Raw genomic sequence first — 17,777 nt, 5'->3', positions numbered from 1 at the left:
ATGACCTGGCTGTTGTACGGCGCCACCGGCTATACCGGCCGCCTCATCGCCCGCCGCGCCGTCGCGCAGGGGCAGCGGCCCGTGCTGGCCGGGCGCAACGCCGCCAAGCTGGTCCCGCTCGCCGCCGAACTCGGCCTGGAGCACCGGGTGTTCGGACTGGGCGAGCCGGGTGCGGTCCGCCGCGGGCTGGACGGCGTGGACAGCGTGGCGCACTGCGCGGGCCCGTTCGTGCGCACCGCGCTGCCGATGGCGTCCGCCTGTATCGACACCGGAACCCCTTATCTGGACATAACCGGTGAGATCGACGTCTTCGAGTCGCTGCACGCGCTGGGCCCCCGGGCCGCGGCGGCCGGTATCACCCTGCTGCCGGGGGCCGGCTTCGACGTGGTGCCCACCGACTGCGTGGCGGCGCTGCTCGCCGCGCGGCTGCCGGACGCGACCCAGCTCGACCTGGCCATCCGGACCGGCGGCGGCGCCAGCCCCGGCACCGCGCGCACCGCGCTGGAAGGCGCGGCCGACGGCGGCAAGGTCAGGGCCGGCGGCGAGATCCGCAGCGTGCCGTTCGGCTCCCGCCAGGTGCGGGCCGCCTTCCCGTCCGGGGCGCGCACGGTGGTGTCGGTGCCGTGGGGCGACGTCAGCACCGCCTACCACTCGACGGGCATCCCGGACATCACCACGTACACCGTGCTGGCTGGCCCGGCCCTGTCGGTGGTCCGGGCACTCCGGCTGGGCCCGCTGCGGCGGGTGGTGTCAGGGGCGGTGGGGCAGGTGGTGCGCGGCCCGGGAGAGCGGGCGCTGGGAGCCTCCCGGAGCGAGGTGTGGGGGCGGGCCAGGGACGCCGCGGGCAACACGGTGACCGCGACGCTGACCGGGCCGAGCCCGTACCGCATGACCGCCGACGCGGTGCTGCGGATCGTCACCCGGCTGCCGGAGCTGCCGGCCGGCTTCCAGACGCCCTCGCGCGCCCTGGGCGCGGACTTCGCCGGCACCCTCGACGGGGTGACGGTGACGGTCGCGGCCCTGCGCTGACCGGACCGGCGGCGGGTCCGGGCCGCCGCCGGGAACGCCGGAGCCGCATCGCGCGCGGCGGCGGCCCGGCCCCGGCTCAGCCCTTGCGGGCCACCCCGCCGTAGAAGCCGACCCGGGCCACGTCCTTGGCCGACTGCGGCTGCTCCGGGCGCCACAACGGCACCTGGACCAGGCCGGGTTCGAGCAGGTCGAAGCCGTCGAAGTAGCCCACGATCTCGTCGCGCGGCCGGGTGTTCAAGGTCGCGGTGGCCTTGGTGTAGATCTTGAAGACCTCGGACATGCTGTCGGCGTGGAAGTCCGCGGTGGCGTGCGAGAGCACCAGGTGGCTTCCGGCGGGGAGCGCGTCGCGCAGTTCCGCCACGATGCCGGCCGGGTTCTCCTCGTCCTTGATGAAGTGCAGGACGGCCACCAGCATCAGCGCGACCGGCTGGCCGAAGTCGATCAGCTTGCCGATGGTGGGGTGGTCCAGGATGCTCGCCGGGTCGCGTACGTCGCCGAGGAAGAAGCCGGTGTTGCCGGCCCCGGTGAGCCGGGCTCCGGCGTGAGTGGCCACGATCGGGTCGTTGTCGATGTAGGCGACCCGTATGTCCGGCGACACCGACTGGGCGATCTCGTGGGTGTTCGGCGAGGTGGGGATGCCGGTGCCGATGTCGATGAACTGCTCGATGCCGCTGCCGGCCAGGAAGCGCACCGCGCGGTGCAGGAAGTTCCGGTTGGCGCGGGCCGCCGGGATGATGTCCGGTAACAGATCGACGACCCGCTGGGCGGCTTCGCGGTCGACCTCGTAGTTGTCCCGGCCACCGAGGTAGTAGTCGTACATGCGGGCCGGGTGCGGCCTGCTGGTGTCTATCTCCTCGAGGGGGAACCCCTGGTCGGTCACGCCGTCCTCGCTCTCGCCGCTTCGGTCCGCGGTCGTTCGGTGGTGGGTGGGCTTCCCCCGGGCGGGCCGGGGGAAGCCGATCATGTCCGGTCGGTACAGGTCGTACGGATGCCACAGGTCGTACCGGTGCCACGGGTGGCACCGGCGGTGCGGAGGGTTACGGCCGGCCGGGATCAGGCCTTGCGGCCGACGCCGCCGTAGACCGAGATGCCGCGCAGTTCGTCGGGGTCCGGCTCGGGACCGTCGGGCCGCCACAACGGCACCTGGACCAGGCCGGGTTCGATGAGTTCGAAGCCGTCGAAGAGCGCCAGCACCTCGGCGTGGGTGCGGGCGGTGAGGCTGGCGGAGGCCTTCTTGTAGACCTCCAGCACCTCGTCCACGTGGTCGAGGTGGAAATCCCCGGTGGCGTGCGAGAGCACCAGCAGGCTGCCGGACGGCAGCGCGTCGCGGTAGGCGGCGATCATGCCCGCCGGGTCCTCGTCGTCCTTGACGAAGTGCAGGACCGAGACCAGCATCAGGGCCACCGGCTGGTCGAAGTCGATCAGCTTGCCGATGGTGGGGTGGTCCAGGATGGTGGCCGGCTCGCGCATGTCGCCGAGGAAGAAGCCGGTGTTGCCGGTCCCGAGCAGCCGGGCGCCGGCGTGGGTGGCCACGATCGGGTCGTTGTCGATGTAGGCGACCCGTACGTCCGGCGACACCGAGTGCGCGAGTTCGTGGGTGTTGGGCGAGGTGGGGATACCGGTGCCGATGTCGATGATCTGCCGGATGCCGCTGCGCGCGAGGTGGCGGACCGCGCGGCCCAGGAAGTCGCGGTTGGCCCGGGCGCTCGCGGGCACCTCGGGGGCGACATCGAGGACGCGGTGGGCGGCCTCCCGGTCGACCTCGTAGTTGTCCCGGCCCCCGAGGAAGTAGTCGTACATGCGGGCCGGGTGCGGCCTGCTGGTGTCTATCTCCTCGACGGGGAATCCCTGGTCGGTCACGCCGTCCTCCGCTTCATCGATATGTGGTGCTGGTCCCACGGGTGCTGCCGGCCGGGCCGGGGGCGCTGGTGGCGCCGCCCGCCGCCGTGGTGCGTGTCGTGCTCGAACGGCACGGGTTCGGCCGTCATGACAGGAGGAAGTCCGCCTCGCCGGCCTTGGCGCCGAGGATGAACATGGCGATCTCGTGGTTGGTGTAGATCAGCGCCGGGCCGTGCGGGTCGGTGGACTGCCGCAGCGCCACCCGTCCGTCGTTGAGCCGCTTGGCCTCGACACAGGAACCGCCGTTCCCGCCGCTCCACGGCTTCCGCCAGCCGTCCACCCCGAGTTCGGTGGCGGGCATCCCGTTGTAGACACCGTCGTAAACTGCTTCGTACAAGTCTTCGTACGCGTACACACCGTTGTATATGGCTGCGTCCACGCGGTCGTTGGTGGTGCGATCCATGGTTCAGATCTCCTTGCGCATGCCATCGAGGATGGCTTTGGTGCTCTGTGCCGGCGCTGCCTGCGCGCACATCCGGTCGAGTGCTTCCAGGAACGTGGAAACATCGTCCCGTTCATCGAAATAGACGCCGCCGACCAGGCTTTCGGCGTACGCGATGTCGGGGATCTCCTGGAGCTGGAACCGGAAGATGTGGAACGGCCCGTACATCGCCGGGTGCGGGCCCGCGGTGAACGGGATCACCTGCAGCCGTACGTTGGCCTGTTCGGTGGCGTCCATCAGGGCGCCTATCTGGTCGCGCATGACCGTGCGGCCGCCGATCGGGCGGCGCAGCACGGTCTCGTCCATCACGACCCACAGCAGCGGCGGCGCGTCACGGCGCAGCAGCAGCGCCTGGCGCTCGGTGCGCAGGGTGACCAGCCGGTCGATCTCGTCCGTCGCGGCGTGCGGCAGCCCGGCCCGCAGCACGGCGCGGGCGTAGTCGGGGGTCTGGAGCAGGCCGGGGACGTAGTGCGGCTCGTAGGCGCGGATGACGGCGGCTTCGCCTTCGAGGCTGACGAAGGCGCTGAACCAGTCGGGCAGGACGTCGCGGAAACTGTGCCACCAGCCGGGGCGGTTGGCCTCGCGGGCCAGCGCGAGGAAGCCGCCGATCTCCTCGGGGGAGGTTATGCCGTAGGTGGTGAGGAGTTTTTCGACATAAGGGAGCTTCAGCCCGACTTCCGCCTTTTCCATCCGGCGGATGGTGGCGTGCGTCACATCGAGAGTGCGTCCGGCTTCCTCATAGCTGAGCCCGGCCTGTTCCCGAAGGTCCTGGAGGCGTTTCCCGAGCACCATGCGCAGGACGGTCGGAGCACCACCCGGCCGCGGGTCCATCACGACTCATCCTCCAACTTGTTTGACTGCCAAGCAGTGTGTCATGTCGTCAGCGCCCCGCGACAGCGTGTTCAGGCGATTCTGTAAATTACAGATAGGAAGCTTGCCATGTGTCCGTCACGAGCCCCATAGTTGCGGAGTGGTTCCTTCACTTGATGCCGTACGGCACGCGAGCCGTGTCGGCGTCGGCGACTACCGCCGCCGAGACGTGTTCCGGCTGCCCGCGATGAACGCGTCCGTGGCGGACGCCCGTGGGCGGGTCCGTATGCGCCTCAGCGAGTGGGGCGCGGACCTGGAGTTGTGCGACGACGCCAGTCTGGTGATCACGGAACTCTTCACCAACGCCGTACGGCACACCGACAGCGAGAAGATCACCTGCGTACTGCAGGACTCGGGTGCGTTCGTCCGGCTGGAAGTCACCGACCAGGGCAGGGGAACCGGGGTCCCCGAGCCTTGCGCCGCCGATGCCGACGAGGAAGGCGGGCGGGGACTGCTCCTTGTGAGCGTCCTTTCGCTGGCCTGGGGATCGGACCCGGCAGACGGCGGCACGGGGCGCGTGGTGTGGGCCGAACTGGCCGCGCACCACGCGCCCCGCTGACTTTCCCGGCCGGCCCTCCCCGCGCCGCCGACACCCACATACCAGTCGGTACGTCGTCACCGTGCTGCCGTATCGTCGCCAGTGCCCCGGCACCGGGGCAGGCCCCAGCCCCCAGCGACGAATGAGGAGCGCCGGTGACGCAGGACACGCGCGAGTCCGCCCCGGACGGATCAGAGCCGGAAACCGGGAGCGAGCTCGCCGGCGTACGCAATTTCCGTGACGTCGGCGGCCTGCCCACGAGCGACGGGCGGCGGGTGCGCCGCGGCGTGCTCTTCCGCAGCGGCCATCTCGCGCACGCCACCGCCGAGGACGCCGCCTTCCTCACCGGCCTCGGCCTGCACACCGTTTTCGACTTCCGCAGCGGCGACGACATCGCGCTGGAGGGGCCGGACACCGTGCTGGCCGGCACCCGCAACCTCAACATGCCGCTGAGCGACCCGGCCGAGGGGGCCGGCTTCTGGCGGGTCGTCCGCGACGGCGATCTGGCGGCGCTGCGCGAACTGCTGGGCGGCGGCAAGGGCGAGGCCCGGATGGCCGAGGCCTACCGCAAGATCGTCCTGGAGCGCACCGGCGAGCACTCCAGGATGCTGGCGCTGCTCACCGACCCCGAGAACCCGGCGATCCCGGCGCTGCTGCACTGCGCGGCGGGCAAGGACCGGGCCGGCACCTCGATCGCGATCATCCTGCTGGCGCTGGGCGTGCCGCGGCCGGCCATCGAGGCCGACTACCTGAGGAGCAACGCCCGCAACCACCGCTACAAGGTGGTGCGCGGCGACGGCAGCACCGGCGCCGCCATCGACCCGGCCATCCGCGAACTGCTCCGCTCGCTGTTCGAGGCCCGGGTGGAGTACCTGCGGGCCGCCTTCGCCACCATCGAGGAGCGATGGGGCTCGGTGGACCGCTACTTGGCCGAGGGTCTCGGGCTCACCCCGGAGCGGCACGCACGGCTCAAGGAGCGGCTGCTCACCGACTGAGCCGATCCCGGGCGGCGCGCCGCTCCCGGCACCTCTTGTCCCGCTATTTGTTGGCGAGCGCCTGCTTGACCAGGGTGCGCCCGAAGTCCCACATCAGGCCGCCCCCGCCGTGCGCGTCGTCCATTACCTCGGTGAAGGCGGTGACGAAGCGGTCCACGTCCGCCTCGTCGATGATCAGCGGCGGGATCAGCTTGATGACCTCCAGGTGGTCCCCGGAGACCTGCGCGAGGATGTGGTGCCGCTGGAGCAGCGGGACCACCACCATCTGGGCGAACAGGCCCTTGCGGGCCGTCTGCAGCATCGTCCAGCGGCTGCGCAGGCCCAGGGACTTGGGGCGGCCGAACTCAATGCCGATCATCAGGCCCCGGCCGCGCACCTCCTTGAGGAGTTCATAGCGGTCGGTGAGGGCGGCCAGCCGCTCGCGCAGCAGGTCGCCGTTGCGCCGGGCGTTCTCCACCACCTTCTCGTCCTCCATCACCGAGAGGGTGGCCAGACCCGCCGCCATCGCCTGCGCGTTGGTGCCGAAGCTGGCGGAGTGCACCAGCACCCGGTCCATCGAGGAGTAGACCTTCTTGAAGATCCAGTCCTTGCCGAGGGTGGCGCCGACCGGTACATAACCGCCGGACAGCGCCTTGGCGACGCACACCAGGTCGGGTTCGACGCCCTCGTCGTGCTGGTAGGCGAAGAAGTCGCCGGTACGGCCGAGGCCGGTCTGCACCTCGTCGGCGATCAGCAGCGCCTTGTGCTTGCGCAGCAACTCCTGGGCGGCGCGCAGATAGCCGGGCGGGGCGATGTAGACGCCCTTGCCCTGGATCGGCTCCACGATCAGCGCCGCCACGTCGCCGCGCTTCAACTCCCGGGCCAGCGCGTCCAGATCACCCATCTCGACCGCGGTGTCGGGCAGCAGCGGGGCGAAGCCGTCGCGGAAGCCGCCCTCGCCGTTGACCGACAGCGAGCCGGTGGTCAGGCCGTGGAAGGCGTGCGTGCAGTACAGCACCCGGGGCTTGCCGGTGGCGTAACGGGCGAACTTCAGCGCGGTCTCGACCGCTTCGGTGCCGCTGTTGCCGAAGAACACCCGGTCCAGGTGGGGGGTGTACGCCAGCAGCTTCTCGGCGAGCAGTCCGGGCAGCGGCTGGCAGTCGAAGCGGGTGAGGTCGGGCAGCCCGGCGTCCAGGACGTCGTGCAGCGCCTTGCGGACCACCGGGTGGTGCCGGCCCAGCCCCATCACGCCGAATCCGGCCAGCATGTCGAGGTAGTCGTTGCCGTCGGCGTCCCAGAAGTGGGCGCCCTCGGCCCGCTCGTAGTACTTGTCGAACCCTATGGTGTGCAGCATCCGCGGCAGTTGGTGGTTCAGGTACTTGGTGTGCAGGTCGTAGCGCTCACCGCTCCGTTCGGCGAGCAGCGTCGCCAGATCGAAGCCCTTGGGCTGCTCGCCGGGTACCGAGGCGGCGCCGCCCTCGGGCGTCGCGTCAGACGATGTCATCGCTCACCTGCTCCTTGCGTGGCTGGATCCGTACCGAAGTATGCGCGGGGGCCGGCGCCGGGCCGCCGGGGGCCGCCGGGGCGGGAGCGCCGGGCGGGGGGACGGACACGGCGGTGGGTACGGCGGCGGTGGGTACGGCGACGGCCGCGCCGCGCGCCAGCGTCGCGCCGATCCGGTCGGCGACCGCCTCCGGGGTCAGTCCGATCTCGGCGAGGATCTCGCCCCGCTTGGCGTGGGCCAGGAACCGCTGCGGGATCCCGAAGTCGCGCAGCGGCACGTCCACTTCGGCGTCCCGCAGCGCCTGGGCGACAGCCGAACCGACGCCGCCCGAGCGGCCGTTGTCCTCCACGACGGCCACCAGCCGGTGGCCGGCGGCGAGTTCGGGCAGCGCGGGGTCCACCGGCTTGACCCAGCGCGGGTCGACCACGGTGACGCCGATGCCGCGGCCGGCCAGCAGATCGGCCGCCGCCAGGCAGACGGCGCCCAGCGCGCCGACCGAGACCAGCAGGACGTCCTGGGCGGCGCCGTCGGCGGGCCGCCGCAGCAGGTCCATACCGCCGATCCGGTCCAGCGCGGGCAGCGGCTCGCCCGCGGTCTCCTTCGGGAAGCGGACGACGGTGGGCGCGTCGGACACGTCGAGTGCTTCGCGCAGCTGGGCCCGCAGCTGATCGGCGTCGCGCGGGGCCGCGATCCGCAGCCCGGGGACGACCTGGAGCACCGACATGTCCCACATGCCGTTGTGCGAGGCGCCGTCCACACCGGTCACCCCGGCCCGGTCCAGTACGAAGGTGACGCCGCACTTGTGCAGGGCGACATCCATCAGCACCTGGTCGAAGGCCCGGTTGAGGAAGGTCGCGTAGACCGCCACCACCGGGTGCAGACCACCGGTGGCCAGGCCCGCCGCCGAGGTGGCGGCGTGCTGCTCGGCGATACCGACGTCGAAGACCCGGTGCGGATAGGCCTTGGCGAAGCCTTCCAGGCCGACGGGCTGGAGCATGGCGGCGGTGATCGCCACCACGTCGGGCCGCTCGTCGCCGATCCGTACCATCTCCTGGCCGAAGACCGACGTCCAGGAGGGGCCCTGGGCGGGGGCCAGCGGGAGGCAGGTCAGCGGGTCCATGGCGCCCACCGTGTGGAAGCGGTCGGCTTCGTCCTGCTCGGCGGCGGCGAAACCGCGGCCCTTCTCGGTCAGGCAGTGCACCAGGACCGGGCCGCTGAAGCGGCGGGCGCGGCGCAGCGCGGACTCCACCGCGGCGATGTCGTGGCCGTCGATCGGGCCGAGGTATTTCAGGCCCAGGTCCTCGAACATGCCCTGCGGCGCGAAGGCGTCCTTGAAGCCCTTCTTGGCGCCGTGCAGGGACTCGTAGAGCGGCTGGCCGATGACCGGGGTCTGCTGGAGGACCTGCTTGCCCCAGGACAGGAAGCGTTCGTAGCCGTCGGTGGTGCGCAGGGTGGCCAGGTGGTTGGCCATGCCCCCGATGGTGGGGCCGTAGGAGCGTTCGTTGTCGTTGACGACGATGATCAGCGGGCGGTCCCCGGCGGCGATGTTGTTCAGCGCCTCCCAGGCCATGCCGCCGGTGAGCGCGCCGTCGCCGATCACGGCCACCACGTGGTCGTCGCGGCCGAGCACCTCATTGGCCTTGGCCAGGCCGTCGGCCCAGCCCAGCACGGTGGAGGCGTGGCTGTTCTCGATCACGTCGTGCTCGGACTCGGCCCGCGAGGGGTAGCCGGACAGACCGCCCTTGCTGCGGAGCCCGGAGAAGTCCTGCCGGCCGGTGAGCAGCTTGTGGACGTAGGACTGGTGGCCGGTGTCCCACAGGATCCGGTCGGCTGGCGAGTCGAAGACCCGGTGGAGGGCGATCGTCAGCTCCACCACGCCCAGGTTCGGTCCCAGGTGCCCGCCGGTCCTGGCCACGGCCTGGATCAGGAAGCCGCGGATGTCGGCGGCCAGTTCGTCGAGCCGGCCGTCGGGCAGCGCCTTCAGATCGCGTGGGCTTGTGATGTTCTCCAGCAACGACATCTATGGACCTCGTTCCCCTGCCGGGATTGCTTTCTATCGCCGACCGCCTGTCCCCGGCCGGCCACGGTACGCCGACGAGCCACCGGCGGCGGCGCGTACGCCGCACCGGTGGCTCGACCGCGATCACTCGTCCGTGATCACTCCTCGTATCTCAGCGGAAGGTCACTTGGCGCGGTTGGACGCGACGGTCTCCCGGACGGCGCGGATGGACTCCTTCAGCGAGGTCATGGTGGCCAGCACGGCGGTGGGCTCGTAGCCGCAGTGCGCCATGCAGTTGTCGCACCGCTCGTCCTTGCCGCGGCCGTACTTGTCCCACTCGGTCTTCTCGATCAGCTCGTCGTACGTCGGCACGTACCCGTCGGCCATCAGATAGCACGGGCGCTGCCAGCCGAACAGCGAGTAGTTGGGGATCGCCCAGGCCGTGCACTGGAAGTCGGCCTTGCCCTCCAGGAAGTCCAGGAAGAGCGGGGTGTGGTTGAGCCGCCACTTGGCCCGGTTGCCGCCGCCGAACGCCTTCTTGAACAGCTCACGGGTCTGCGTCACGCCCAGGAAGTGGTCCTGGTCGGGCGCCTTCTCATAGGCGTAGGCGGGCGACAGCATCATCTCGTCGACCTGCAGCTCGTCATTGAGGTAGTTCATCACCTCAATGATCGTCTGCGGAGTGTCGGTGTTGAAGAAGGTGGAGTTGGTGGTCACCCGGAATCCGCGGCGCTTGGCTTCCTTGATCGCCTCGACCGCCTCGTCGAAGGTGCCCTCCTTCGCCACCGATTCATCGTGCCGCTCCCGCATCCCGTCGATATGCACGGTGAACGCGAAATACGGAGACGGGGTGAATTTGTCCATCTTCTTGCGCATGAGCAGGGCGTTGGTGCACAGGAAGACATACTTCTTGCGCTTGACGAGCTGGCGCACGATCTCATCGATCTGGGGGTGCATCAGCGGCTCGCCGCCCGCGATGGAGACCATCGGCGCACCCGACTCCAGCACCGCGCCGACGGCCTGTGCCACCGGCATGCGCTGCTTGAGCACCCCGGCCGGGTGCTGGATCTTGCCGCAGCCCTCGCATTTGAGGTTGCAGGCGAAGAGCGGTTCGAGTTCGACGATCAACGGGAACTTTTCGCGTCGCCTGACCATTTTCTGTTCGAAGAGGTACGACGCGACACGGACGGACTGACGGAGCGGCATAGCCATCTAGCTCACCTCCAGGGGAGCGCGGTAGTGCGGTGCCAATCATGAAAGGCAGGAACAAGATCTCTCAGCACCCGGAAGGCGATGAATCCGGTGCGCAGCGTACCGACACGGACGAGTTCGAACTCGGGTGTGTCAACGACGACGCGGGCCGCCGCGATGCGGTGCACGCCCTCGGCGAGGGCGGCGCGCCGCATGGCCGCCGACTCCATGTCCACGGCGATGGCACCACTCGCCGCCAGTGCGGTGCGCTCGGCGCCCCGCACGACATGGTCGGATTCCGCCAGGGTGCCGCTGTGCACGGTGTGGCCCGCGGACTTGAGCGCGGCGGCGAGCGCCGCGCTCTCGTGCCCGTCGTCGGAGACGACCACATCGCCCGGCCGCATGCCCGGGGCGAGCCCCGCGCAGAAGCCGGTGGTCAGTACGGCCGCGTCGCGCAGGGCCGGGTCGTGCAGCGCCTGCCGTACGGCCCGGTCCGCGGCTTTGGGTCCCATGCCGGTACGGAGCACGGTGACCGGGTCGGCGACCTTGGCCGTGCCCCTGCGCAGCGCGAACTTCTCGATGCGCAGAGCGCACACCACCAGCAGGGGCGGCTGGGTACGGCCCACGAACTAGGCCCCCTTTCCGGTGCTGCCGCCGGCCGCGGCGACCGCGGCGGATCCGGGGTGGCCGGCGCCGAACGGCTCGTCGCGCACATAGCGGCCGAGCGCGGTCAGCGGGAAGACCATCCGGTACAGGTGGTAGTTGATGGAGAAGTCCCGGGGGAAGCCGGTCCCGGTGAAGTACGGCTCGTCCCAGGAGCCGTCCTCCAGCTGGGTGTCGGTGAGCCAGCGCACCCCGCGTTCGACGGCCGCGCTGTCGCGTTCGCCGGCCGCGAGCAGCGCCAGCAGCGCCCAGGCGGTCTGGGACGGGGTGGAGTGGCCTCGGCCCGCCCACTCCTGGTCGGAGTAGGAGCGCAGGTCCTCGCCCCAGCCGCCGTCGGCGTTCTGCACCGAGCGCAGCCAGCTGACGGCGCGGCGGATCGCCGGGTGCGAGGCGGGCAGCCCGGCGGCGGCCAGCGCGGGCACCGCGGACCCGGTGCCGTAGATGTAGTTGACCCCCCAGCGGCCGAACCAGGCGCCGTTGTCCTCCTGTTCGGCGAGCAGCCACTCGATGCCGCGCCGGGCGTGCGGGTCGTGCTCCAGGCCGAGCGCGGCCATCATCTCCACCACATGGGCCGTGACGTCCGCGGACGGCGGGTCGATGACCTCGCCGAAGTCGCAGAAGGGAAGCTTGTTGGGGAAGGGGCTGGTGTTGTCGGCGTCGAAGGCGCCCCAGGCGCCGTTCCTGGACTGCATGCCGACGTTCCAGCGCACCGCGCGTTCCACCGCGGCGTCCAGCCGGGGCTGGTCGGGGTGGGCGACGCGGCGCAGCGCGAGGACCACCTCGGCGGTGTCGTCGATGTCCGGGTAGTTGTCGTTGTGGAACTCGAAGGCCCAGCCCCCCGGGGCCAGTTGCGGGCGCTTCACGGACCAGTCGCCGGGCCGGTTGATCTGTTCGCCGAGCATCCAGTCGGCCGACTTCAGCAGCGCCGGGTGGTCGGCGGGCAGCCCGGCGTCGGCGAGCGCGATGGCCGCCAGACAGGTGTCCCACACCGGGGACTGGCACGCCTCGATCATCCGGACCCCTTCCTCGGGCCAGACGGCGAAACGATCCAGCGAGTCCAGGCCGGCCCTGACCACCGGGTGGTCCAGATCGTAGCCGAGCAGATGCAGGGCGATCACCGAGTAGACCGCGGGCGGCTGGATGCCGCCCCAGCAGCCGTCGGCCTCCTGGCGCTCGATGATCCAGCGGGCGCAGGCGTTCATCGCCGAGCGGCGCACCGAGCGTGGGGTGACGCGCCGGTAGACGTGCAGCACCTGGTCCAGGCGCTGGAAGACGCCGTCCCAGCTGGTGATGGGCGCCTTGCGCCGTTTGGGGGACGGCTGCTCGGGGTTGATGTGCAGCTCGTCGATGCCGAAGGGCGCCGGGCGGACCGGTCGGTGCGCGCCGACGACGGTCAGCGGCACGATGGTCTGCCGGGCCCAGCAGCCGAACGAGTAGATGTTCAGCGGCATCCACTTGGGCAGGTAGATCAGCTCGGGCGGCAGTTCCGGGAGGTCGTCCCAGCTCCACCAGCCGAACAGGGCCAGCCAGATCCGGGTGAAGACCCGGCTGCCGGCCACTCCGCCCTCGCCCCTGGACCATTTGGCGGCCAGCGACATGTGCGCCTCGTCCGGGTCGTCGCCGGCCAGCCGCAGCGCGACATACGCCTCGACGGTGGCCGACAGATCGCCGGGGCCGCCGTGGAAGGTGGCCCAGGCGCCGTCCTCGCGCTGCTGCGAGCGGATCCAGCGCGCGGACGCCGCGAGGATCTTGTCGTCACGGATGCCGAGGAACTCCCGCAGCAGCAAGTCCTCGGCGTCCATGGTCACGTTGGTCTCGAGGTCGCCCTTCCACCATCCGTCGGCGTGCTGCCGGGCCAGAAGGTGGTCGGTGGCGTGCCCGACGGCACGCCGGGCCGCCGCCTCGGTGGCACCGGGTGGAACAGGGTCCGGTTCCGAGGTGCTGCTGGCCGAGGGTGTCCGGTGGGTTGGCGAACCTGGACTGCCATCGGTCGTCGCTGTCATGGCTTCCCCTTTGCAGTTGAGACGTCTGCGGTGTTGGGGGCGGCCGTCGGCCGTCACATGAAAGGGACTGGCGACGTCAAACGCTCCACTGATTGCTCTTTATTTTTCGCGAACCACCACAAAATCCGCCAGTCCCACGAGCTTGTGTTGGATTTGTTCGGGCATGTCCATCTTGTCAAGTGCTGCGATCGCGGTCGCGTACTGCCTTCTGGCCTCTTGCGAGGTCCATTCCCGGCCACCGGACTCTTCGATCAACGCTGCGCGCAGGGCGAACTCTTCCTCGCTGAAGGCATCGTTTTCCGGATTTTTTGCGTCGGCTGCCAGGAGTTCACCCAGCCGCTCCGACGCGGGGCCGCCGGCGGCGAGCGCGGCCACCACCGGAAGGGACTTCTTACGCTGCCTCAGATCGCTCCAGGTCTGCTTTCCGGTGGTCGCCGGATCGCCCCAGATGCCGAGCAGATCGTCGATCGCCTGGAAGGCGAGGCCCAGATGGTAGCCGTACTCCTCCAGCGCGTCGGCGTCCGCCTCGGACGCGCCGCCCAGCACCGCGCCGATGGAGGAGGCGCAGGCCAGCAGGGCGCCGGTCTTGTTGCCCTCCATCTCCAGGCACTCCTCGACGGTGACCCGCTCGCGGTGCTCGAAGGAGATGTCCTGGGCCTGACCGTCGATCAGTTTGCGGGTGGCGGTGGTCAGCCGACGGGTGGCCCGGCCGGCGTCGGCGGTGCCCTGCTCCAGCAGCACCTCGTTCGCCAGCGCGAACAGCGCGTCGCCGACCAGGATCGCCTGGGCCGGGCCGTGCACCTTCCACACCGTGTCGCGGTGCCGGCGCTGCTCGTCGCCGTCCATCAGGTCGTCGTGCAGCAGTGAGAAGTTGTGCACGAGTTCCACCGCGACGGCGCCGGGGACCCCGGTCTCCGCGGGCGCGCCGGCCGCCTGCGCCGACAGCAGGGCCAGCGCGGGGCGTACGGCCTTGCCGCCGTCGCCGTCCGCGGGCCGGCCGGTGCTGTCGATCCAGCCGAAGTGGTACGAGGCGACGGTGTCCATCGGGGGGGCGAGGCGTGCCACGGCCGCGCGGAGCACCGGAGTGGTCAGGATGCGGCCGTTCTCCAGCAGCCCGATGACGCTGTCAGCGGTCACGTTCTCTCCTCTTGTTGCACCAATAGCACTCATGCCGCCTCCAGGACGCCGTTGTCGAATGGCAGCCCGAGGGCGGACAAAGCTTCTCGGGAGGCGTACAGGCCGCTGCGTACCGCGCTCTCCATGGTCGCGGGCCAGCCGGTGGCGGTCCATGCCCCGGCCAGGAACAGACCGGGGGCGCGGGTGGCGGGACCGGGGCGCAGGGCGCCCACCCCGGGCGCCGGTGCGAAGGTCGCGGTGCGCTCCCGGGTGACGAAGAAGTCGCGGACGCCGGCGCCGTGGGCGGCGGGCAGCAGTCTTTCCAGCTCGGGCAGGTAGCGGTCGCGCAGCTCGGCGACCGGCAGGTCGATCTCGTCCTGCGCCGCGGACTGGGACAGCGCCAGATACTGGCCGCCGCCGGCGAGTCCGGAGGTCTCGGTGCGGTCGAAGACCCACTGGACCGGGCTGCCGAGAGCCGCGAGGAACGGCTGCTCCAGCACCCTTCTGTCGTAGACCACATGGACATTGAGGATCGGCGCGGTGCCGATGCGCAACAGCTTTTCCGGATCTTCCAGCGCGCCGGCCGGCAGCAGCCCATGGGTCTCACGCTGCGGGACCGCCAACACCACGGTGTCGGCTTCGAGTTGCTCGCCGCGGCCGGGTCCGGTCTCCACCAGGACCTGCCAGCGGTCGCCCGGTACCGGCTCCAGCGCGGTGGCGCGGGTGCGCGTCAGGGTGCGCACACCGGCCGCGTCCAGCGCGGTACGGGCCCGCCCGTCGTGCAGCTCGCCCAGCGGGGCCGCGGCCCAGCCGATGTCGGCGGCGCCCGGCTCGGACAGCAGCCCGGTCTTGAAGACCTTGGCGGCCAGCCCGAGCGAGGACTCCCCCGCGGTCGCGTTGAGGGTGGCGACACCGACCAGGTCCCACAGGGCCTCGACGGTCCGCGGCGACTGGCCGTGCGCGGCCAGCCAGCTGCCGAAGTCGGTGCGGTCCAGCGCCGGATCGGCCAGGTCCAGGCCGCGCAGGGCGAGCGCGGCCCTCCCGACCGAGGCGCGTTCGCGCAGCGAGAGGTGCGGGTAGCGGGCCAGGCTCGCGGCCAGGTGCAGCGGCACCGGCAGTCCGGCCCGGCTGATCCGGCCGAGCCGTCCGGTGTCCGCGTCGCGCACGGGTACGTCGAGCCGGTCCTGCAGGGTGATCAGGTCGCGGGCGGCGATGCGGTCGACGAACCACTGGTAGGCGGTGCAGCAGCGCAGGAAGACGTGCTGGCCGTTGTCGACGGTGAGTTCGCCCCGCTGGAAGGAGAAGGCGAGCCCGCCGAGCCGGGGCCGGGCCTCGGTGAGGGTGACGCGGACGCCGGCGTCGGCCAGCGCGAGCGCGGCGGTGGTGCCGGCCAGCCCGCCGCCGACGACCACCGCGGTCCGTGGGCCGGGGCCCGTGTCGGAGCCGGCCGCGGTGCGCGTGCCGTCGCCGGTGTGTGTGCTGCTCATGCGCCCTCCCCCAGCGCGGTACCGCGATGGGCGCGGTGAACCGGCACCGAAGGTGACGCCGTGCGGGGAGCCGGGGTTGCCTGGTGGTGTGCGCTGGATGCGGCTGGGCCCGCCTCCTCGCGGGTGGATCTCACGCGTCCCTCCGCGGCAGGCGTGCGGTACGCCGGGCGTCGAGTCCGCTGAGACCGCGCATGGCGACGTACGCCTTCTCGCGTCCGGGCAGCGAGACCCGGCCGCGCAGTACGGCCTCGGGGTCGGCGGCGATCCGCTCCAGCAGCCGGCGGTAGATGCCGGCCATGGCGGCGACGCAGGCACCGCTGCGCCGGTCCAGCATCGGCAGCAGCCGGTAGCCGGTGGCGAACAGCGCCCGGGCACGGCGTACTTCGAACTCCACCAGTCCGGTGAAGTCCGAGCCGGACGGCGGCGTGTCGGTATGGAAGCCTTCCGCGCACCCGAACTTGGCGAGGTCCCGTGCGGGCAGGTATGTCCGCCCGTTGGCGGCGTCCTCGCGGACGTCGCGGAGGATATTGGTGAGTTGCAGGGCGAGGCCGAGAGTGTCGGCGTATTCGGCGGCACGTGCAGGATCGTGCCCATCCACGGTGCCGAAAACGCCCAGCGAGAGCCTTCCGATGGCACCGGCCACACAGCGGCAGTAAATGGCCAGATCATCCCACGTTTCGTATGTCTCCCCCCGAACGTCCATCTGAACTCCGTCGATGAGTTCGTCCAGACCTGCGAGCGGAAGCGGGAATCTGCGCGCGGCGTCGGCGAGGGCGACCGCCACCGGGTCGATGTCGTCCTCGGCCACCGCGCCCTCGCGGACCCGGGCGAGGGTGGCGCGGGTGGTGTCGAGCCGGCTGACCTTCTCCGCGGGGTCGAGGTCGCCGTCGCCGATGTCGTCGACCCGCCGGGAGAACGCGTAGAGAGCCGACATGGCCTGCCGCTTGGCGGTGGGCAGCAGTCGGATTCCATAGGCGAAGTTACGAGCCTCGTGGCCGGTCACGGTCTCACAGTACCTGTATGCCGCAAGTACCTGTCCGGACGTCTGGGCGGAACCGTTCACGGTCCGGCTCACCCCTCTCTTCGCAATGTCGAACCCACCTCGCGGAGCAGGCCGGGCTTGGTGGCCTTGGGCGATACCGCCAGCACGTCGTAGCCGGCGTTCTGCACCGCCTTCAGCGCGGCGCGACCGCCACCGACGAAGCCGGCGAGCAGCAGCCGAAGCCTGCCATGAACGCTGCCCACCAGGGGAGTGCCCTCGGCCAGCAGCTCACGAGCGCGTTCGGCCTCGAACGCGATCAGCTCGCGGACCTGCGGGCCGGCGCTGGGTGCGGCGAGATCGTCCTCGTCCACCGCGAAGCGTTTCATGTCCTCCGCCGGCAGGTAGACCCGGTCCCGGCCGAGATCCTCGGCCACGTCCTGGAGGTGCTCGACGATCTGCAGCGCGGTGCACACCGCGTCCGAGAGGCGGACCCGCTCCGGCGTCGAGGTGCCGGTGATGGACAGCACGAGCCGGCCCACCGGATTGGCGGACAGTTCGCAGTACGCGAGCAGGTCGTCGTAGGTGCCGTAGCGGCGGATCCGCTGGTCCTGGCGGTTGGCCGCGATCAGGCCGAGGAAGGGCTCGGGCGTGAGGCCGTGGCGCCGCACCGTGGGCTGGAGCGCGGCCAGCAGCGGGTGACTGGGGGCGCCGTCGAAGACCCGCCCCAGATCGGTCTCGAAAGCGTCGAGCATGGCGAGCCGGTCGCCGGCCACGGCCGGGTCGAGCCCCAGCCGCAGCGCGTCGTAGCGGCCGCCGCCCGCGAGGTCGCCGTCACCGATGTCGTCGACCAGCCGGGCGAAGCCGTAGACGGCCATCAGGTCGCGTCGCCAGGCGCGCGGCAGGAACGCCGGTGCCACCGGGAAATTCTCGCGCGCCGCCTTGTCCAGGACGGCCCGGGACGAGTCGTCCCCGGTCACCGCGGGGTTCCCGGCACACAGGCGGCGAACGTGCCCCGGAGCAGGATGGTCCCGATCATCATGGCCGCCACATACCCCGTTCTACACCGCCCCGTCGAATCTT

At 71.1% G+C, this 17,777-nt stretch carries 17 protein-coding genes; 3 read left to right on the top strand and 14 right to left on the bottom strand.

Annotated elements, in window-relative coordinates; translation table 11 throughout:
* Entirely contained in the window at positions 1–1,029 is a 1,029-nt protein-coding gene (locus ACFO3J_RS24785; RefSeq protein WP_386433268.1) for a saccharopine dehydrogenase family protein, read from the top strand.
* A 76-nt stretch (positions 1,030–1,105) separates the two neighbouring features.
* Here the strand turns inward: ACFO3J_RS24785 and ACFO3J_RS24780 are convergent, their stop codons facing one another.
* The 5 genes from ACFO3J_RS24780 to ACFO3J_RS24760 form a co-directional block, all read right to left on the bottom strand.
* Positions 1,106–1,909 carry an SAM-dependent methyltransferase gene (locus ACFO3J_RS24780; RefSeq protein WP_386433438.1) on the bottom strand — a complete coding sequence of 268 codons (804 nt, stop codon included), beginning with the start codon at positions 1,907–1,909 and terminating at the stop codon, positions 1,106–1,108.
* A 173-nt stretch (positions 1,910–2,082) separates the two neighbouring features.
* A complete protein-coding gene (locus ACFO3J_RS24775) occupies positions 2,083–2,889 on the bottom strand; it encodes an SAM-dependent methyltransferase (protein ID WP_386433265.1) in 807 nt (268 codons plus the stop codon).
* Positions 2,886–3,017, bottom strand: coding sequence for a hypothetical protein (locus ACFO3J_RS24770; protein WP_386433262.1), 132 nt, complete (start codon positions 3,015–3,017; stop codon positions 2,886–2,888). Before ACFO3J_RS24770 ends, ACFO3J_RS24775 begins: the two co-directional genes overlap by 4 nt.
* Positions 3,014–3,229: a DUF397 domain-containing protein gene (locus ACFO3J_RS24765; protein ID WP_386433435.1), complete on the bottom strand. Its 216-nt coding sequence runs from the start codon at positions 3,227–3,229 to the stop codon at positions 3,014–3,016. The genes ACFO3J_RS24770 and ACFO3J_RS24765 overlap by 4 nt, the downstream gene beginning before the upstream one ends.
* Before the next feature lie 105 nt (positions 3,230–3,334).
* Positions 3,335–4,162: a helix-turn-helix domain-containing protein gene (locus tag ACFO3J_RS24760; protein WP_386433432.1), complete on the bottom strand. Its 828-nt coding sequence runs from the start codon at positions 4,160–4,162 to the stop codon at positions 3,335–3,337.
* 178 nt (positions 4,163–4,340) lie between these two features.
* Here ACFO3J_RS24760 and ACFO3J_RS24755 point away from each other — a divergent pair, with 178 nt between their 5' ends.
* Positions 4,341–4,799, top strand: a complete 459-nt coding sequence (locus ACFO3J_RS24755; protein ID WP_386433259.1) for an ATP-binding protein — start codon at positions 4,341–4,343, stop codon at positions 4,797–4,799.
* A gap of 134 nt (positions 4,800–4,933) precedes the next feature.
* Positions 4,934–5,773 carry a tyrosine-protein phosphatase gene (locus ACFO3J_RS24750; RefSeq protein WP_386433256.1) on the top strand — a complete coding sequence of 280 codons (840 nt, stop codon included), beginning with the start codon at positions 4,934–4,936 and terminating at the stop codon, positions 5,771–5,773.
* Between the two features lie 43 nt (positions 5,774–5,816).
* On the opposite strand, the gene ACFO3J_RS24745 is transcribed toward ACFO3J_RS24750, so the two are convergent.
* The 9 genes from ACFO3J_RS24745 to hpnC all read right to left on the bottom strand — a co-directional run bounded on the left by ACFO3J_RS24745 (position 5,817) and on the right by hpnC (position 17,674).
* Positions 5,817–7,256, bottom strand: coding sequence for an aspartate aminotransferase family protein (locus tag ACFO3J_RS24745; RefSeq protein WP_386433253.1), 1,440 nt, complete (start codon positions 7,254–7,256; stop codon positions 5,817–5,819).
* Positions 7,243–9,276: a 1-deoxy-D-xylulose-5-phosphate synthase gene (gene dxs / locus ACFO3J_RS24740; RefSeq protein ID WP_386433250.1), complete on the bottom strand. Its 2,034-nt coding sequence runs from the start codon at positions 9,274–9,276 to the stop codon at positions 7,243–7,245. The genes ACFO3J_RS24745 and dxs overlap by 14 nt, the downstream gene beginning before the upstream one ends.
* A 162-nt stretch (positions 9,277–9,438) precedes the next feature.
* Positions 9,439–10,467 carry an adenosyl-hopene transferase HpnH gene (gene hpnH, locus ACFO3J_RS24735; protein ID WP_386433247.1) on the bottom strand — a complete coding sequence of 343 codons (1,029 nt, stop codon included), beginning with the start codon at positions 10,465–10,467 and terminating at the stop codon, positions 9,439–9,441.
* A gap of 5 nt (positions 10,468–10,472) precedes the next feature.
* Positions 10,473–11,072: a phosphorylase family protein gene (locus tag ACFO3J_RS24730; protein WP_386433244.1), complete on the bottom strand. Its 600-nt coding sequence runs from the start codon at positions 11,070–11,072 to the stop codon at positions 10,473–10,475.
* A 3-nt stretch (positions 11,073–11,075) separates the two neighbouring features.
* Positions 11,076–13,112, bottom strand: coding sequence for a squalene--hopene cyclase (shc, locus tag ACFO3J_RS24725; RefSeq protein WP_386433242.1), 2,037 nt, complete (start codon positions 13,110–13,112; stop codon positions 11,076–11,078).
* 99 nt (positions 13,113–13,211) lie between these two features.
* The gene (locus tag ACFO3J_RS24720; protein WP_386433240.1) at positions 13,212–14,282 is read right to left on the bottom strand and encodes a polyprenyl synthetase family protein; all 1,071 of its coding nucleotides are present in this window, start codon (positions 14,280–14,282) and stop codon (positions 13,212–13,214) included.
* Complete coding sequence (hpnE, locus tag ACFO3J_RS24715) at positions 14,279–15,715, bottom strand: hydroxysqualene dehydroxylase HpnE (RefSeq protein WP_386433238.1); 1,437 nt, start codon at positions 15,713–15,715, stop codon at positions 14,279–14,281. The genes ACFO3J_RS24720 and hpnE overlap by 4 nt, the downstream gene beginning before the upstream one ends.
* A 130-nt stretch (positions 15,716–15,845) precedes the next feature.
* Complete coding sequence (hpnD, locus tag ACFO3J_RS24710; RefSeq protein WP_386433235.1) at positions 15,846–16,790, bottom strand: presqualene diphosphate synthase HpnD; 945 nt, start codon at positions 16,788–16,790, stop codon at positions 15,846–15,848.
* Positions 16,787–17,674, bottom strand: coding sequence for a squalene synthase HpnC (hpnC, locus tag ACFO3J_RS24705; RefSeq protein ID WP_386433232.1), 888 nt, complete (start codon positions 17,672–17,674; stop codon positions 16,787–16,789). Before hpnC ends, hpnD begins: the two co-directional genes overlap by 4 nt.
* Between the last annotated feature and the right edge of the window lie 103 nt (positions 17,675–17,777).

Origin of the sequence: Streptomyces polygonati, from assembly GCF_042650325.1 — a bacterium.
GTDB lineage: Bacteria > Actinomycetota > Actinomycetes > Streptomycetales > Streptomycetaceae > Actinacidiphila > Actinacidiphila polygonati.
This window is presented reverse-complemented; position numbering and strand designations above follow the sequence as displayed.

What these genes read in the sequence shown, in the direction of transcription:
- ACFO3J_RS24760 (WP_386433432.1), bottom strand. Translation starts at nt 4,162, where the DNA reads ATGGTGCTCGGGAAACGCCTCCAGGACCTTCGGGAACAGGCCGGGCTC.
- shc (WP_386433242.1), bottom strand. Translation starts at nt 13,112, where the DNA reads ATGACAGCGACGACCGATGGCAGTCCAGGTTCGCCAACCCACCGGACA.
- hpnH (WP_386433247.1), bottom strand. Translation starts at nt 10,467, where the DNA reads ATGGCTATGCCGCTCCGTCAGTCCGTCCGTGTCGCGTCGTACCTCTTC.
- ACFO3J_RS24745 (WP_386433253.1), bottom strand. Translation starts at nt 7,256, where the DNA reads ATGACATCGTCTGACGCGACGCCCGAGGGCGGCGCCGCCTCGGTACCC.
- hpnE (WP_386433238.1), bottom strand. Translation starts at nt 15,715, where the DNA reads ATGAGCAGCACACACACCGGCGACGGCACGCGCACCGCGGCCGGCTCC.
- ACFO3J_RS24720 (WP_386433240.1), bottom strand. Translation starts at nt 14,282, where the DNA reads ATGAGTGCTATTGGTGCAACAAGAGGAGAGAACGTGACCGCTGACAGC.
- ACFO3J_RS24785 (WP_386433268.1), top strand. Translation starts at nt 1, where the DNA reads ATGACCTGGCTGTTGTACGGCGCCACCGGCTATACCGGCCGCCTCATC.
- dxs (WP_386433250.1), bottom strand. Translation starts at nt 9,276, where the DNA reads ATGTCGTTGCTGGAGAACATCACAAGCCCACGCGATCTGAAGGCGCTG.
- ACFO3J_RS24765 (WP_386433435.1), bottom strand. Translation starts at nt 3,229, where the DNA reads ATGCCCGCCACCGAACTCGGGGTGGACGGCTGGCGGAAGCCGTGGAGC.
- ACFO3J_RS24770 (WP_386433262.1), bottom strand. Translation starts at nt 3,017, where the DNA reads ATGACGGCCGAACCCGTGCCGTTCGAGCACGACACGCACCACGGCGGC.